Source organism: Pseudomonas sp. JZ134 (assembly GCF_051027695.1).
Lineage (GTDB): Bacteria > Pseudomonadota > Gammaproteobacteria > Pseudomonadales > Pseudomonadaceae > Chryseomonas > Chryseomonas luteola.
Genome location: NZ_CP069251.1, coordinates 237019 through 252738 on the forward strand (window position 1 = coordinate 237019; position 15720 = coordinate 252738).

The window sequence follows — 15720 nt, forward strand, 5'->3', positions numbered from 1 at the left end:
TTAACGTCTTGTCATCAATCATGTGCCTGTCTGAATGCCATTATGCAGCGCACTAACGCGACGGTCGCTTGTCCCACCCCCTAATGAGCTCGTTGGAGTCGAGCCTGTATCTGGAATAGGGGAGTCGGAAGGCATTCCATGATTGTTTACATTGTGATGAGCAGGCGCGCCGTATGATGCTGGTGCTGATTGTCGTACTGCCGCTGCTTGGCAGCCTGTTACCTGTAGTGTTTGATCGGGGCGGTCGACGCCTGCCTGCCATTGCGGCCTCGATACCCGCGGCGATTGCCTTCTTCATCCTGTTGAATTTGCGCTCCAGGTTGGCAGAGGGAGCCGCCATCACTGTTTCGTACACATGGCTGGAAAACCTGAGCTTCAACCTGAGCCTTCGTCTGGACGGGCTGAGTTTTCTTTTTGCCTTGCTGATTCTGGGGATCGGCCTTCTGGTCATTCTCTACGCGCGATACTACCTATCGTCTGAGGAGGCCATTGGACGATTCTACAGCTACCTGCTGTTATTCATGGCAGCCATGCTGGGGGTCGTTCTTTCCGAAAACGTGCTGCTGATGCTCGTCTTCTGGGAAATCACCAGTCTTTCCTCGTTTCTGCTAATCGGTTTCTGGTCCCATCGCTCCGACTCGCGGCGCGGGGCGCGAATGGCCCTGACGATTACTTCAGGCGGGGGGCTTGCCCTGTTGGCAGGCATACTGTTGCTGGGGCACATTGCAGGCAGCTTCGAGCTGAGCCACATCCTGGTTTCCGGCTCACGTATCGTCGAACATCCTCTCTATCCGCTGATGCTGGTGCTGATTCTGCTAGGTGCCTTTACCAAGTCTGCCCAGTTTCCGTTCCACTTCTGGCTTCCTCACGCGATGGCAGCGCCCACGCCTGTTTCAGCCTATCTGCACTCAGCCACCATGGTTAAGGCTGGCATTTATCTCATGGCACGCCTGTATCCGGCTATTTCAGGTACAGATGAATGGTTCTATATCGTCAGCCTTACCGGGTTGGTTACCCTGGTGCTCGGGTCAGCCATGGCCTTCTTTCAGCAAGACCTTAAAGGGCTATTGGCCTATTCTACCATCAGCCATCTGGGCCTTATCACCTTGCTGTTCGGGCTGGATACCGACATGAGTTCGGTAGCTGCCATCTTCCACACCATCAACCATGCGACGTTCAAGGCCTCACTGTTCATGGCGGCCGGGATCATCGATCATGAGACGGGTACGCGTGACCTGCGTCGGCTGGGAGGGCTCTACCGTTACATGCCGCATACGGCATTGCTTGCGATCGTCGCGTCGTTGTCGATGGCAGGAGTGCCGTTACTCAACGGTTTCCTGAGCAAGGAAATGTTTTTGAGTGAGACCCTGGAGCAAGGGTTGCTGGGCCCGTTCAACTGGGTCATTCCCGTCGTCTCCACCATTGCCAATCTGCTCACCATGGCATATTCCGTACGCTTCATTCATCAGGCGTTTCTGGACAAGACGCCTGATCCCTCGGCAATGCCTCACTTTCCACCCCATGAACCGCCGTTCTGGATGCGCGCGCCGGTCAATATCCTCGTCTTGCTGTGTGTCCTGGTAGGTCTGATGCCTGAGCAGACCGTAGGCGATCTACTTGCGCTGGCGGCACGGGTTTCATTAGGCGGACCGTTACCCGAATACAGTCTGGCCCTCTGGCATGGGTTCAATCTGCCTCTTGTCATGAGCCTCATTGCGCTGGGCGGTGGCGTACTGCTTTACTTTGGAATGCAGCGTCCCCTGTTTCGCCTGTATAACCAACTTCCTGATGCCGAAGCGCGGGATGTGTTCGAGGGCGCAATCCAGTGTCTGGTCCGGCTGACCGTCCTGTTTACCGAACGTGTAGAGAACGGCTCGCTACAACGATACATGACGCTTATGCTGATAGGCGTACTGCTCGTAACCGGGAGTGCCTTGTGGGATCTCGAGGTAGTGACGGGGCCGGTGGCGATGACTCCACTCGACCCGGTTACCTCGGCAGGGCTGGTGATTCTTATGGCCGCCTCGATTTCAGTCGTCCTGTTCCACCGTCGGCGGTTGCAAGCCATCGTCTTTAGCAGTGTAGCCGGATTGATGGTGTCTCTGCTGTTTGCCCGGTTCTCGGCGCCTGATCTGGCATTGACTCAGTTGTCGGTTGAGGTTGTCACCACGGTCCTGCTGGTACTGGCACTGTTCTTCCTGCCCTGGCATACACCGCGTGAATCCTCCGCACTACGAAGAGGACGGGACGGCCTACTGGCGGTGGGATGCGGGGGATTGGTTTCTTTGCTGGCCTATGCGGTACTGACGCGGCCCTACGAGAGCATTGCGCAGTTCTTCCTGGACCGGAGCGTACCGGAAGGCGGCGGCAGTAACGTCGTCAATGTGATTCTAGTGGACTTTCGGGGGTTCGATACGCTGGGCGAAATCAGCGTACTGGCCATTACCGGCATCGCCGTCTACGCCATGCTGGACGGGCTAAACCCTAAACTTCCCGAGCGGGGGCTGGGTGGGTACCCCTGGATACGTGATCGGCACCCTCTGATGCTCAAGGTTATGGCCAAGCTCCTACTACCGCTGGCCCTGCTGGTTTCCGTCTTTATATTTCTGCGTGGCCATCAGTTGCCCGGTGGCGGCTTTATAGCTGGCCTGATCACAACGGCAGCGTTGATCCTGCAGTACATTGCCAGTGGGCTTCGTTGGACGACTGCACGCTTGCCTCTCGATTATCGCCGCCTGGCAGGCAGCGGCATTTTGCTGGCCGGGGCGACAGGGCTGGTCGCATGGTTGTTTGGCAAGCCCTTCCTGACCTCTGGGTTCACGCACCTGCATATTCCAGTGATCGGTGACGTCGAACTGGCCAGCGCGACGCTGTTTGATCTGGGCGTCTACCTAACCGTTGTAGGCTCCTCGTTGCTGACACTGGCGCATTTGGCCTCAAGCGGCCGACCGCAAGAGGAGGGCGTGTCCTGATGGAACTGTTATTTGCCATCACCTTGGGTGTGCTGACAGCGAGCGGTGTTTATCTGATGCTACGTGGACGTACGTTCCCGGTCGTACTGGGAATGACCCTGATCACTTATTCTGTGAATCTTTTTCTTTTTGCCATGGGGCGCTTGTCGACCGGTGCTGCCCCCATCATTGGTCAAAGCCAGACCTATGCTGACCCCTTGCCCCAAGCGCTGGTGCTGACTGCCATCGTCATCAGCTTTGCGATGACAGCATTCGTGCTAGTGCTGTCCATCCGTGCGGTTTGCGAACTTGGAAATGATCACGTGGACGGAGAGGAACAATGAGTCATGTGATCATCCTGCCGATTCTACTGCCGCTTTTCAGCGGGGCGGCCCTGTTACTGTTCAATAGTATGACATCGCAAAACAAACGGTACTTTTCAGCGTTGGCTACCCTTCTGCTGATCCCGCTGTCAGCGTGGCTGATCACTGTTGCTGCCCGCGATGAAATCGTAACCTACACCCTCGGTAACTGGTCGGCTCCCTTTGGCATTCTGCTGGTGCTGGATCGGCTGAGTGCGGTTATGGTGCTGATTACATCGGTTCTGGCAAGTGGTGCCATACTCTATGCCTGCCAGGGCGACGATGCTCGCGGCCCTAATTTTCATGCGTTATTCCAGTTTCAGGTAGCCGGCCTGAATGGTGCCTTTCTTACCGGCGACCTGTTCAATCTGTATGTCTTCTTCGAAATCCTGCTGATCGCCTCCTACGCACTGCTGTTGCACGGCGGTGGCAAGGAGCGCACAAGTGCGGGCCTGCACTACATACTGCTTAATCTCCTGGGCTCGTCGTTGTTTCTGGTGGCCGTAGGCGTGCTGTATGGGCTGCTAGGCACCCTGAACATGGCACATCTGTCTGAACGCATTGCACAGGTAGGGCCGGACGATGCCCCGCTGATTGCAGCCGCCGGGCTCCTGCTACTGTTAGTCTTTGCACTCAAGGCGGCCCTGCTACCTCTGTACTTCTGGCTACCACGTGCCTACGCAGGGGCAACGGCTCCGGTCGCTGCATTGTTCGCCGTGATGACAAAGGTCGGTGTATATTCGATTTTGCGTATCTATGCGCTGCTGTTCGGCCCTGACGCCGGAGCATTATCCCATCTGGCGCAACCCTTGCTGTGGCCTCTGGCCTTGCTGACCCTTGCCCTGGGGTCCATTGGTGCCCTGGCGGCGCGCCAACTTCAGGAACTGGTGGCTTATTTGGTGCTGGTATCGGTGGGGCTGCTGTTGGCTGGCATGTCGCTGGGACGTGTGGAATCGATCTCGGCTTGTCTGTTCTACTTGATTCATACCACATGGATTACCGGAGGGCTCTTCCTGCTCAGTGATATGGTCGCCAGGCAGCGAGGGGAAACCGGGGCCCGACTGGAGAAAGGGCCTACCCTGCGACAGCCCATGCTTCTGGGCAGCCTGTTTTTCATCGGGGCGGTGTCCATGGCGGGCCTGCCGCCGTTTTCAGGATTTTTTGGCAAACTGCTGATCCTGAAGTTTGCACCACTTTCGGAGGCGCGCTGGCTCTGGCCGGTATTGCTGATCTCCAGTCTCGGCCTCGTCATTGCATTAAGCCGGGCGGGCAGTACGGTGTTCTGGCGAGGCGGTGAGGACATCGCCGGGCAGGAGAGGGCAAATGGCTGGCGCCTGTTAGCCGTGATAACGCTGATGTCCGCCAGTGTCGTGCTGGTAGTCGTCGCAAAACCGCTGACGCTTTACCTTGACCAGGCTGCGCAACAAATCATGTCTCCAGCGGCTTACGCCAGTGCTGTATTACAGGAGGGTAGCCGATGAGCCGACTGTTTCCGCATCCATGGTTAAGCGCAGTTCTGGTAGTGCTCTGGTTGCTATTGGTCAACAGTATCAGTCTGGGAAGCTGGATTATGGGTCTTTTCCTGGGCTGGGCTATTCCACGGTTATGTACTCGAATGTGGTTCGAGAACGCGCGGCCCCAACACGGCTGGCTGACAGTTAAGTTGCTTCTTAGAGTTACCAGGGACGCACTCGTCGCTAACATTCAGGTAGCTGTACTGGTCTTGGGGCCGACACGGCGGCTCAATCCCATCTTTGTCGAGGTACCTGTGGATATTCGGGATGACCTTGGCCTTACCCTGCTCATGAGTATCATCTCGCTGACGCCTGGAACCGTATCGGCTGAACTCAATGAAGATCATTCCCTCATTCTGGTTCATGCACTCAACGAAGAAGATCCCGCGCAGCTGATTAGAAGTATCAAGACGCGTTACGAGCAGCCGCTGATGGAGATATTTCCATGCTGACCATTGTGATTCCTATTTGCCTGGCTCTATGTACCATTGCCGTGCTGCTGGCGTTTATCCGGCTGGTACGAGGGCCACATCAGTCCGATCGAATCCTGGCGCTGGACACCCTTAACATCAACGCGATTGCATTGATTGTACTGTTTGGCCTGTGGCTGGACTCAAACCTGTTCTTCGAAGCGGCGCTGATCATTGCGTTAATGGGGTTTATCAGCACGGTTGTACTGGCCAAATTCATTACCCGTGGCGACATCATTGAGTAAGGAGACATATGAACCCATGGCTTGAAGGTATCGTTTGTGTGCTCCTCCTGGTGGGTAGCGTATTTACGTTGATTGGCTCGATTGGGCTGTTACGGCTGCCTGATTTCTTTACCCGGCTGCATGGCCCAACCAAGGCCACCACGTTAGGCGTAGGCAGTACCGTCATTGCATCCATGCTGTATTTCACGACCCAGCACGATGGCCTGAGCCTGCATGAATTGCTGATTCCCCTGTTTTTGTTCATTACCGCGCCCGTCAGCGCTCAAATCCTGTGTAAAAGCGCAATGCAACAGCGATTGAAACGCACCGAAAAGACCAAAGGCGAACCCTGGCAGCCTTGAACCTATGTAAGGTGCGGCGTCTGCAGACCGATTGAACGTGCGCCTGTCTTCCGTTGAATTCTACCGATAGCCTTGCAAGGCGGCTGGGAAGCGCAGCAGAGCGGGTCATGACTCCGCAGCTGGCCGCCGCGCTCATGCTTTGCCCGTCGCGCTATAGACCTACCGTTGTCACGAAGAGCCAGAACGTCGCAGGGCTGGACCGTATATCGTCGATGGTTTAGTGAACGACTCCGGCCCGTTGCCCCTCACATCTGTAGGTTTTGAATACCTCATACACCGGCCAATGCACCAGACAGGGGGCGTTATGTTTTTCGATAGTTGGAGTGGGTTGATCCGGGTCATCGTAGTCGGAACGGCGGCCTATGTCTGTTTGATTGCGCTTTTGCGTATCTCGGGCAAACGGACATTGGCCCAGCTCAATGCCTTTGATTTTGTCGTGACGGTAGCATTGGGCTCAACCCTGGCTACCGTGCTGTTGTCGTCCAGCGTGGCGCTGGCAGAAGGGTTGACTGCGTTCGCGCTGCTTATTGGTCTGCAGTATGTGGTTACGTGGAGCAGCGTTCGCTGGCCAGCTGTGCGTAAGCTGGCCCGATCGTCGCCGTCCCTGTTGGTTTACCAAGGGAAATGGATGCATGACAACCTACGGAGCAACCGTGTCACGGAAGATGAAGTCATGCAGGCCCTGCGGACTCAGGGAAAAAGTGCATTGAATGAAGTCGGTGCGGTGGTGCTTGAGACAGACGGCAGTTTTTCCATCCTCCAAAATGCACCTGAGCAGGCGCTTTGAGAAAGGCGATACCAGCGGCACTCAATTAGTACTCACGCTTCAGTTCGGCCCGTAGCTGCTCAAGTCGCCGCCGGTCTTCGTCCATTGCCAACGCCTGGCTGGCACGCGTGTAGGCCAGCTCGCTTTGCCTGACAGCAGCGACGCGCATCGCATCATTATCCAGGTGGCTAAGGGAAAAGAGTGCTTTTTGCAGGCGTATGTTTACCTCGATCATGGCTGCGCCATCCCGTGCGATTGGGGTAAACAGATCGTCGAACAGGTCATTCACGTCAAGGGGCCTTATGTAAATGCGGCTTAAGACCTGTTCGATTGGAGGTGAACATTTAGGCCGATTTGCCACACAGGCGAGCACTCTCACTGCGCGTCCAATGACATCAATGGCTGTACCCTGATTATTGAAGCCTGGGGACAGCGCTCGTGAGGCGATCTCGGCCATTACCGAAAGGCCGAAGCGAGGATCATGTTCAAAAGTACGTTGCTCACCCATGACAAAGGCATTCCGGAGCTCGTCGTCACATTGCTCATTGAGTCCGTCTACCCATGCTAAAGGGCAACCAGGATCAACGAAACTGCCAGGCAAGACATTCACGTATACGCGACTTCGCTCATGTTTGGTCAGCTCCGCCAGAGCCGGCATGTCCAGATGCTGTATATACCCAATCCGGTTTGCGTATACAGGGCGGCCTAGGGTTTTATAGAAGGCGTTCTCCGGTAATGGATTGCCGCCCAGGTAGGGTTGCTCCAGGCGGTGCTGTAGCGCCTTAAGGGTGACACGTTCAACTTGGGCTGTGGTTTCGCCCACCCGACCTAGGCTACTTAAGCGATCAATCCAGCGTAGCAGGGCATAGATAATCAGGACGATGACCGAAAGCGTTACCGCAAACAGAATAACGCGCCCCTTGGCGCCATAGAGCCCAGTGCTTAGCGCAACGATTCCGACAAGACTGAAAATAAACGACCCAATAAAGGTCGAAAGAGCATTTTGTGTAGTAGGGTCCTCTACCAGTAAAGAGGTTGCCCGTGGGGTAAGTTATTGGTGGCTGAACTGTAGGCTGATACTGTGGTGCTTAGAGAAAAGGTAGTAACGGCCAGCATACTTGACGCAATGATGCCCAAAATATTGTCAACGGCATCGGCGCCGATCTTGGTAGGAAGCTCATCTGGAATGTACGGGGCAAACACTAAGGCCAGTAGAGCGGTCACAACGCCCAATACCGAAAAAAGCGTTGCCCTAAACCAGGGGCGCTTGCTCTTCCTAAGTAAAAACCATTTCCATCGTTCGACCATTGCTCCGCTCCATCAACTACCCAAGTTTCTATAGCGACCCGGCGCTCATGGGTGGGTTCGGTTGATGTCCTCTTTTCCTGTGACTAGGGGAGCGGTGTCATGCCGTGACCAAACGAAAAGTTGATCTGCTTTATTACTTGCGGCGCCCCTTGTTGCATGACCCAGTCGCTCGTTTAATGCATAGGTTGCGCAACCTATCTTCAGCTCTTGCCTCGTTGCGCTCCTGGAGATCTCTATTACGCTGAAAATGATTTCGCGTAATCATTACAGGTGTTTCATGAGCGTCAATGCAAGAGCGATTCCCCTTTCCCTGGTATGCCTATTGGCCGCCTGCTCCAGCGGCGGTAATACGGAGTCCTATGTCACTGCGCCCGGTGCGCCCAAGCAGGCGATGACCAAGACCCTGGAAACCGGTGCCGACGTGTTGCAGAGCAAGCCGCCTATCGAAGCCCTCAATGCCTACCTGGACGGTTTCCACTTCTACAACGGACACCCACATGGGCAGATGGAAGCTCATCACTACTGCTCGGTCCTTAACGAGCAGGTCATCCAGTGTGTCATTTATGACGGCAATACCAGGGATGCCAAGATCATGGGCGTGGAGTACATCATCGATGAGGCGCTCTTCAAGCAGCTGCCTGCCGCGGAGAAAGCCCTGTGGCACAGCCATGTCCACGAGGTGAAATCGGGGCAGCTGGTAGCACCCGGGATCCCCGAACCGGCGGAGCATAAGCTGATGGAAAAGCTTGTTCATACCTATGGAAAAACCTGGCATACCTGGCACACAGACCAAGATAAGACGCTACCGCTGGGTGTCCCTCAGTTGATGATGGGATTTACTGCCGACGGCCAGGCCAATCCACAGATGGTCGAGGCGCGTGATCGTCGTATGGGCATCGACAGCAAGGCGAAAAAAGCTGCCCGGGCCGATATCGTTGCTCCGGCCATCGATCCCGATGCCGATGCCTGGCAAAAGGGAAGGATCATCCAAATCAAGGATCCCACTGGGTCTCAAAATCATGGCGCGCATTCGCAGCCCTGAAGATAAAACGACCCAGGCATGGTTCTTGTGCCTGGGTCGATTGCACAAGGCTCAGCTCAGCCGGTTATAGCCGCCCGGCACGCCCCGCTTGGATAACACCCACTGCCACAACTGGATATTCCGGGCGCGAAACGCGGCAGCGCAAGACTGCAGGTAATACGTCCACATGCGATAGAAGCGTGTGCCGAGTTTTTTCTCAAAGCTTGGCCAGGCAGCATCAAAGTGCTTGAACCAGGCCATTAGCGTCTTGTCGTAATCCGCTCCGAAGTTATGTAGGTCTTCAGTCACAAATAATTCATCAAGGGCATCGCCTATCTGACCAATCGAGGGAAGGTCCCCGTTAGGGAAAATATACTTGTCGATCCAGGGATCGGGAGAGGAATGCCGCTGATTCTTGCCAATGGTATGGAGCAGAAAGAGTCCATCATCCTTCAGGCAGCGATGAGCGACCTCCATGAACGTCCTGTGGTTCTTGCGCCCAACATGCTCGAACATACCAATGCTGACGATGTGGTCAAAAGGCTCATCCAGGTCGCGATAATCCTGCAGCCTGAATTCGAGCGGCAGTCCTGCGTATTGGCGTTTGGCAAACTCTGCCTGTTCTCTTGAGATCGTAACCCCTACACACGTAACGCCATAGTGCTCCGCTGCGTAGCCCATGAAACTGCCCCATCCGCAGCCGATATCCAACACCTTCATGCCGGGACGCAGGCTGAGCTTTCGGCAGATGAGGTCAAGTTTGGCTTCCTGCGCAGAAGCAAGGTCCGTCGCATTTTTCCAGTAACCGCAGGTGTACGTCATCCGCGGATCCAGCATGGCGGCATAAAAGTCATTACCGAGATCGTAATGTGTTTGCCCAACCTGCCAGGCACGGCTTTGGGTCTGAAGGTTGAACAGTTGACTTCTTAGGTAATGAAACACCAGCCGCGACGGCTGTATGCGCGAGGACAAGTCTGCCTTCAGGATGCGGTAGATGAATTCATCCACCCGATCGACATCCCAGTCGCCATTGACGTACGTCTCGCCCAGGCCCAGATTACCTCGGGCGAACGCCTGCTCCGGGACTCCCTTGTTATGCAGCCGGATGTCCCAAGGGTTGGAACCGTTGACCTTGATTCCAGCAAGATCGAGCAATTCTTCGAAGTAGTCGAACGTTCGGGTATGGTCGGGACAGTAAAGCTCTTCATCCTGATGCTTGTGCGAAACTATAGCCATGCGCCTTTATCTCCTTGATCCTGTCAAAGTTGCTCATGACTTCCGTGAACGTACTGCTCCTTTTGATTGAATAAAATGTACAGCGGATGTGGTAGGCCAAAAGAGTGCTTTGAGTGAAATAGTGTTTTTCTATTTATATGAAACGTGGAGTGCACCTGGCCTCGAAAGTGCTATCGCTGAATACACATTTTGTAAAATTTACTGATGGCATTTTGTCCAATAAGTTCGCGGCGAGGCGCAGGAAAAACGCGTCCATGAACATTAAGTTCGCAGGGAGGAGGAGCGAAAAAATAGCTCCAGGTAGAACCACGCTCCTGAGCTGACGTACCATATTTCTCCTGCCCGCGCTTTTGCGCAGCGGCTTCATACCCCTTGCTATTGCCTCGGAGTCCCATGTCTGTTCGGATCTGTGTTCTCGAAACCGATATTCTTGTCCCTGAACTGGCCGAGCTGTACGACGGCTATGGCGCCATGTTTGTTCGTCTGTTCGAGCAGGTGCCGGAGCAGGTTGAATGTACGGTCTATAACGTCGTTGAAGGCCACTACCCACCGGAAGGCGCCCGTTTTGATGCGTATCTGGTTACCGGCAGCAAGGCGGACTCCTTTGGCGAAGAGCCCTGGATTCAACGCCTCAAAACTTATGTGCAACAACGTTATGAGCACGGTGACAAGCTCCTGGGTATCTGCTTTGGTCATCAGCTCCTGGCCCTGGCGCTAGGAGGGATGGCCGAACGCGCCAAGGGAGGGTGGGGAATTGGGGTACAGCGTTTCGAGGTCGCGCAGGGCTTTTCCTGGCAGCAGCCTCCGCTGGAGAATGTCACGCTGATCGTCTCGCATCAGGACCAGGTCACGGCGCTGCCTCCCGCTGCGCAGTGCCTGGCCAGTAGCGCCTACTGCCCGAATGCAGCGTTCATCATGGGCGATCAGGTGTTGTGTTTTCAAGGGCATCCGGAGTTTGTAGCCGAGTATGCGAACCGGCTATTGGTAAGGCGCCAGTCAGTCTTTTCCACCGAACAATACGAGACGGCTGTAGCCTCGTTGGAGCAGCCTCATCAGGGCGCCCTGATCGCGCAGTGGATGGTGAATTTTGTGGCAGCCCCTCGTAGCTAATAAGCCGACGCGATACAAAAAAGGCGGTCTGAAAAGACCGCCTCGGTATCAAAGCTCAATCATGCGTTGGCGCCTCGTAAGCGACCAATGCCGAAGAACAACAGGGCCAGCAGCGGCAGGCTACTGCCCACCAGAACGATAGCTGGCCAGCCGCCTCGTTCATAAACAGTGCTGGCTATCGCCGACCCTGTGGCACCTCCAATAAAGATGCTGGTCATGTACAGGCCGTTCAAACGGGCGCGGCTCTTGGCATCGAGCATATAGACGGCACGCTGACCCAGAACCATGTTCATCTGCACGGCAAAGTCGAGCAGGATGCCGGTTATTGCCAAGCTGACGACCCCATAAGGCGAATGAACCAGCGCCGGTAGAAAACTCAGGGCGGCAAGCAGCATGGCAACTGCCGAGGCACGATGGGTATGGCCTGCATCGGCAAGGCGTCCTGCAATCGGTGCAGACACTGCGCCGACAGCACCTACCAGAGCAAAGACGGCAATCTGGGTTTGCGACAGACCGTAATGGCGGATCAACTCAAGGGGCGCGGCCGTCCAGAAGAGGCTGAAGGCGGCAAACATCAACCCCTGATACAACGAGCGCTGGCGTAGCACAGATTCACGTGTGAAGAGATGAACCAGTGACAACAGGAGCTGGCCATAGTGTGCCTGGTGGGACGGTTGACGTGCGGGAACCACTTTCAAGACCACGCCGGCAATCGCCAACATGATCACCGCGCTGATAAAAAACACGGTACGCCAGCCGAAGTAATCGGCCATCAGGCTAGAGGCCGGACGTGCCAGCAGGATACCCAGCAGCAGTCCGCTCATGATGGTGCCCACAATGCGCCCACGTGACTGTTCGGGAGCAAGATGGGCGGCCAGCGGAATCAGTATCTGTACGGCCACCGAGCTGACACCAATTAGCAGCGAGACCACTAGAAAAACGCTGGGTTGGGTCGTAAGGCCCGCCGCCATCAGCATGACAGCCGAGGCGAGAACCGTGATAACCATCAGACGACGATTTTCCAGGAGATCGGCCAGAGGAACCAGAAGGAGCAGCCCCAGGGCATATCCGATCTGGGTCAGCGAGACGATCAGGCTAGCATCATGCTCGCTAAGCCCGACGGCGGGAGCGATCAGTTCGATGATGGGCTGTGAGTAATAGAGATTGGCAACAATGGCGCCACAGCAAAAGGCAAAAAGTAATACCAGCCCTTTTGAAAGAGTCGTAGGGAAATGCTCATGTTCAATCATCGATGCAGTACTCATTAGGATCTCCTGGCAAGGCAACGGTTATTCAATTCGGTTCAAGGTCTTTTCAAGAAAAGCGACGGGCAGGATGGAGCAGGACCCGCTTATTCGATGCGAGCGGGATATACGATCAAGTTCCTCGGAGGTCAGCCTGTAGGGCTGATGATCTATAAGGTTGCGTTTCAGGTAGTTCCGATGGGCTGTTAAGTCGGAAGTGATAACGCTCTTTTCTTATCTGCGCGTCTGGTACGGATGTGCGGTTGTTGCAAATGGACTCCACGCAAGGCACTACCCGATTGCCTGTATCCGCACGACTACTACCGGTCCCAAACCTGGAACAGAAAGCAGCCTGGGTGATGTTCTGGTCATTTGAATGCATGACGGGTGCCTCGTTCATCATCTTCAATGAGGCATACGTTAAAGAGTAGGGCAGAGTAAGAGAATCGGACTGCAGAGCAACGCAGCGTTGCGCCAGGGGCAATGGCTAGCTGATACGCAGGCTGGAAAGACGTTCCTCGCAGAATTCGATAAAGGCACTGACCCGCCTTGAGTCGCGCCGATTGGGCAGATACAGCGCCGAAATGGCGGCACTGGCCTGATTCGGATTGACGTTATGATCCGGGAACAGTCGAGTCAGTCGGCCGCTCTCGATATCGGCCTGTACCAGCCAGTCGGCCAGTAGGGTAATGCCACCATCTGCCAGCGCGACCTCATGCAGGACTTCGGCATTATTACTGCGTAGGCGTCCTTTGATAGCTACCCGACGGGTTTCGCCTTGTTTGACGAATGTCCATGTCTGTGGGGTTTTGCTAAAGCTGAAGCGCAGACAGTCATGACGAGTCAGGTCTTCTGGCTGATCGGGACACCCGCGCCGTGAGAGATATACAGGACTGGCAACCACGTAACGCTGAAAGTAACCGAGCGAACGGCATATCAGCTCATCATGGGCACCAGGTGAACCAAGCCGTATGGCCACATCGACCCGGTCGGCAAAGAGGTCTACAAGCGTGTCCGTCAGCTCCAGTTCCAAATCTACCTTGGGATAGCGTGCCAGAAAGGTAGCCAGGAAAGGGGCAAGATAAGCTCGGCCAAACGCCGTAGGGGCGGTGACCCTGAGCGGCCCGGCAGGCTCAGTACCCTGGTCGTGAACCTGGGCATCGGCTAACTCCAGATCTTCCAGAAGCTGTCTGGCCTTGATGTAATAGAGTGATCCTGCCTCAGTTACGGTGACTTGACGCGTGGACCGGTTCAGCAATGTCGTTCCCAACTCCTGCTCGAGTGCATCCATGAGGCGTGTAACGGAGGAGGTCGCAACGTTCAGCGATCGCGCTGCGGCCGAAAAGCCTTTCGTATCGACAGTCTCTACGAACCAGCGCAGCGCCAGGAACTTGTCCATTGCAGGTTTCCATAAACGTAACTGAGAGACGGGCATCATAAAGCACCCGCCTTGGAACAGAAGGGGCTCGATAGGCTGATATCAATCCCAGGCCGGTGCAAGGCCTGCCGGGTTGGTCTGACGCAGTCCTCTGTCAAGGCCGGACAAGGCAGCCATATCCTTGGCCGCCAGGATGATGCCGTGAGCGGAAAAATTTTCTACCAGATGCTCCTTGCGCGTCGCGGTAACCACGGCGGAATGACCTTGCTGCAGTGTCCAGGCCAGGGCGACTTGTGCCGGAGTGATGGCCATGCGGTGTGCAATCTCCAGAACAACCGGGTCTGTTAACACCTTGCCTTTTGCTAGCGGAGAATAGGCTGTAACGGCAATTCCGTGTCGCTGCATCAGATCAACAGGCCCACGATTAGCCTGATAGGGGTTCAACTCGATCTGATTGGTAGCAATAGACTCAGCGCCAATCGCCGCTATGGCCTGCCGCATCAGGGCGCGCGTGAAGTTGGCTACCCCAATGGATCGGACTAGCCCTGCGTCCTTCGCCTCGCGAAGAGCCGTCATATACTCGGCGAGAGGAACCAGGCCCTTCGGCGAAGGCCAATGGATCAGCGCCAGGTCTATATAGTCGGTTTTCAAGCGGCTCAGGCTTTCGCGCAAGCCCGGGATCAAGCGATCACGGCTTAAGTTGTCGACCCAGAGCTTGAGCGTTAGAAACAGCTGTTCCCGTATGACGTCGCTTTGGGTAATGGCGCTGGCGATAGCCACCTCATGCCCGTCGACCTGCGCAATATCGATGGCGCGATAACCTACGTCCAATGCCATCCTCACGCATCGCGTGACAGCCGTTGGCGCTAGGTGAGACGTCGCTAGACTCACTGCGGGCAGCGTCATGAGGCCTCCGGCAGGGCGCCGCGGGTAGCAGACCCTTCATTCCAGGCGTCAGCATGAGTGGTGCACGACATCCGCTGAGCCACAGGTAGCTGTGCGCTACGACACGCAGGTGAATAAGGAGACCGATTGAACCGTTGTAAAGACGGCAAGGCTGTAACGCTGGATGGGTGGGCTAAAGACGCCTCGACTGGGTGTTCTGCAAAAAGCTGATTAGCCGGCTGCGAACGATGACTGATTGTTTGCTGATTGAAATGTCTTGTCTGACGCCGGATGGTATGGCGTTTTAGACGATGCGCCGCCAGCAGGGTTGCAGCAAGCAGCAGCCCAGCAGCAGCCAGACCGGTAAACAGGTATTCCTGAACCATGTCCAGCGCCAGAAACACCGAAGTCTGAAAGGTATGCCCCAACAGGAGTGCGGAACCGGCCCACAGTATTGAACCTAGGGTGTCGTACACGAGAAATTGAGCCAGCGACATTCTTTGCGCGCCTGCCATCAATGTGGCGACTGCTCCCATGCCGGGTACGAATTTGGACACCAGCAACCACCGTGCACCCCGTTCGGTGAAGCGAGCCGAGCAGGTACCGGCGTTCTTGCGGTGAGAGAAGGGTAGTTTTGCTAACCATGTGAGAATGCGCTCGCCATGATGGCGCCCTGCCCAGTACCAGGCGAGATCTGCCAGAACACAAGCCAGCGAAGCGAGAAACAGAAACTCGACCAGCCTCATGGGAGCGTCGGCAGAGGCGCCAGAAGCGACCAGAAGCGGATAGGAAGGTAACGGCGCGCCCAACTGCTCGGCGAAGACATTCACGAACAGCAACACGGCATTTCCAGTCAGCAAGGCGTTCATCACGGACGACATGGCAGCGA

General features: G+C 55.6%; 16 protein-coding genes. 9 read left to right on the forward strand and 7 right to left on the reverse strand.

The annotated features are described in order from the left end of the window. Nucleotides 1-173 precede the first annotated feature (173 nt). The 7 genes from JQR86_RS20560 (at nt 174) to JQR86_RS20590 (ending at nt 6670) form a co-directional block, all read left to right on the forward strand. Entirely contained in the window at nt 174-2972 is a 2799-nt protein-coding gene (locus JQR86_RS20560; RefSeq protein ID WP_434155351.1) for a monovalent cation/H+ antiporter subunit A, read from the forward strand. After that, nucleotides 2972-3295: a Na+/H+ antiporter subunit C gene (locus tag JQR86_RS20565; protein ID WP_010799052.1), complete on the forward strand. Its 324-nt coding sequence runs from the start codon at nt 2972-2974 to the stop codon at nt 3293-3295. The genes JQR86_RS20560 and JQR86_RS20565 overlap by 1 nt, the downstream gene beginning before the upstream one ends. Then, complete coding sequence (locus tag JQR86_RS20570; protein ID WP_434155352.1) at nt 3292-4794, forward strand: monovalent cation/H+ antiporter subunit D; 1503 nt, start codon at nt 3292-3294, stop codon at nt 4792-4794. Before JQR86_RS20565 ends, JQR86_RS20570 begins: the two co-directional genes overlap by 4 nt. Next, entirely contained in the window at nt 4791-5279 is a 489-nt protein-coding gene (locus JQR86_RS20575; protein WP_010799054.1) for a Na+/H+ antiporter subunit E, read from the forward strand. Before JQR86_RS20570 ends, JQR86_RS20575 begins: the two co-directional genes overlap by 4 nt. Next, nucleotides 5273-5542, forward strand: a complete 270-nt coding sequence (locus JQR86_RS20580; protein ID WP_010799055.1) for a K+/H+ antiporter subunit F — start codon at nt 5273-5275, stop codon at nt 5540-5542. The genes JQR86_RS20575 and JQR86_RS20580 overlap by 7 nt, the downstream gene beginning before the upstream one ends. 8 nt (nt 5543-5550) lie before the next feature. Next, complete coding sequence (locus JQR86_RS20585; RefSeq protein ID WP_010799056.1) at nt 5551-5883, forward strand: Na+/H+ antiporter subunit G; 333 nt, start codon at nt 5551-5553, stop codon at nt 5881-5883. A gap of 304 nt (nt 5884-6187) precedes the next feature. Continuing rightward, nucleotides 6188-6670 (forward strand): DUF421 domain-containing protein, encoded by a 483-nt coding sequence (locus JQR86_RS20590; protein WP_219652163.1) that lies wholly within the window; start codon nt 6188-6190, stop codon nt 6668-6670. A 25-nt stretch (nt 6671-6695) separates the two neighbouring features. Here JQR86_RS20590 and JQR86_RS20595 read toward each other — a convergent pair whose 3' ends face one another. Then, nucleotides 6696-7676, reverse strand: coding sequence for a DUF2254 domain-containing protein (locus tag JQR86_RS20595; protein ID WP_434155468.1), 981 nt, complete (start codon nt 7674-7676; stop codon nt 6696-6698). Further along, nucleotides 7670-7957: a DUF2254 family protein gene (locus JQR86_RS20600; RefSeq protein ID WP_434155353.1), complete on the reverse strand. Its 288-nt coding sequence runs from the start codon at nt 7955-7957 to the stop codon at nt 7670-7672. Before JQR86_RS20600 ends, JQR86_RS20595 begins: the two co-directional genes overlap by 7 nt. Nucleotides 7958-8234: 277 nt before the next feature. Here JQR86_RS20600 and JQR86_RS20605 point away from each other — a divergent pair, with 277 nt between their 5' ends. Further along, entirely contained in the window at nt 8235-8999 is a 765-nt protein-coding gene (locus JQR86_RS20605; protein WP_312271665.1) for an OBAP family protein, read from the forward strand. Between the two features lie 51 nt (nt 9000-9050). Here JQR86_RS20605 and cfa read toward each other — a convergent pair whose 3' ends face one another. After that, a complete protein-coding gene (gene cfa / locus JQR86_RS20610; RefSeq protein ID WP_312271664.1) occupies nt 9051-10214 on the reverse strand; it encodes a cyclopropane fatty acyl phospholipid synthase in 1164 nt (387 codons plus the stop codon). A 393-nt stretch (nt 10215-10607) separates the two neighbouring features. Between cfa and JQR86_RS20615 the strand changes: the two genes are divergently transcribed. Beyond that, complete coding sequence (locus JQR86_RS20615; protein WP_434155355.1) at nt 10608-11324, forward strand: amidotransferase; 717 nt, start codon at nt 10608-10610, stop codon at nt 11322-11324. Nucleotides 11325-11383: 59 nt separating this feature from the next. Here the strand turns inward: JQR86_RS20615 and JQR86_RS20620 are convergent, their stop codons facing one another. From JQR86_RS20620 to JQR86_RS20635, 4 genes are all read right to left on the reverse strand, one after another. Continuing rightward, on the reverse strand, nt 11384-12589 hold the full coding sequence (locus JQR86_RS20620) for an MFS transporter (protein WP_434155356.1): 1206 nt from the start codon (nt 12587-12589) through the stop codon (nt 11384-11386). Nucleotides 12590-13055: 466 nt separating this feature from the next. Continuing rightward, a complete protein-coding gene (locus JQR86_RS20625) occupies nt 13056-13967 on the reverse strand; it encodes a LysR family transcriptional regulator (protein WP_312271662.1) in 912 nt (303 codons plus the stop codon). 81 nt (nt 13968-14048) lie between these two features. After that, a complete protein-coding gene (gene dkgB, locus JQR86_RS20630; RefSeq protein WP_434155357.1) occupies nt 14049-14852 on the reverse strand; it encodes a 2,5-didehydrogluconate reductase DkgB in 804 nt (267 codons plus the stop codon). After that, nucleotides 14849-15712 carry a DedA family protein gene (locus JQR86_RS20635; protein WP_312271660.1) on the reverse strand — a complete coding sequence of 288 codons (864 nt, stop codon included), beginning with the start codon at nt 15710-15712 and terminating at the stop codon, nt 14849-14851. Before JQR86_RS20635 ends, dkgB begins: the two co-directional genes overlap by 4 nt. Nucleotides 15713-15720 lie beyond the last annotated feature (8 nt).

Bases quoted from the DNA above. Each gene is read 5' to 3' on its own strand.
- cfa (WP_312271664.1), bottom strand. From the start codon at position 10,214: ATGGCTATAGTTTCGCACAAGCATCAGGATGAAGAGCTTTACTGTCCC.
- JQR86_RS20575 (WP_010799054.1), top strand. From the start codon at position 4,791: ATGAGCCGACTGTTTCCGCATCCATGGTTAAGCGCAGTTCTGGTAGTG.
- JQR86_RS20590 (WP_219652163.1), top strand. From the start codon at position 6,188: ATGTTTTTCGATAGTTGGAGTGGGTTGATCCGGGTCATCGTAGTCGGA.
- JQR86_RS20605 (WP_312271665.1), top strand. From the start codon at position 8,235: ATGAGCGTCAATGCAAGAGCGATTCCCCTTTCCCTGGTATGCCTATTG.
- JQR86_RS20600 (WP_434155353.1), bottom strand. From the start codon at position 7,957: ATGGTCGAACGATGGAAATGGTTTTTACTTAGGAAGAGCAAGCGCCCC.
- JQR86_RS20615 (WP_434155355.1), top strand. From the start codon at position 10,608: ATGTCTGTTCGGATCTGTGTTCTCGAAACCGATATTCTTGTCCCTGAA.
- JQR86_RS20560 (WP_434155351.1), top strand. From the start codon at position 174: ATGATGCTGGTGCTGATTGTCGTACTGCCGCTGCTTGGCAGCCTGTTA.
- JQR86_RS20565 (WP_010799052.1), top strand. From the start codon at position 2,972: ATGGAACTGTTATTTGCCATCACCTTGGGTGTGCTGACAGCGAGCGGT.
- JQR86_RS20620 (WP_434155356.1), bottom strand. From the start codon at position 12,589: ATGAGTACTGCATCGATGATTGAACATGAGCATTTCCCTACGACTCTT.
- JQR86_RS20580 (WP_010799055.1), top strand. From the start codon at position 5,273: ATGCTGACCATTGTGATTCCTATTTGCCTGGCTCTATGTACCATTGCC.
- JQR86_RS20625 (WP_312271662.1), bottom strand. From the start codon at position 13,967: ATGGACAAGTTCCTGGCGCTGCGCTGGTTCGTAGAGACTGTCGATACG.
- JQR86_RS20635 (WP_312271660.1), bottom strand. From the start codon at position 15,712: ATGTCGTCCGTGATGAACGCCTTGCTGACTGGAAATGCCGTGTTGCTG.
- dkgB (WP_434155357.1), bottom strand. From the start codon at position 14,852: ATGACGCTGCCCGCAGTGAGTCTAGCGACGTCTCACCTAGCGCCAACG.
- JQR86_RS20570 (WP_434155352.1), top strand. From the start codon at position 3,292: ATGAGTCATGTGATCATCCTGCCGATTCTACTGCCGCTTTTCAGCGGG.
- JQR86_RS20585 (WP_010799056.1), top strand. From the start codon at position 5,551: ATGAACCCATGGCTTGAAGGTATCGTTTGTGTGCTCCTCCTGGTGGGT.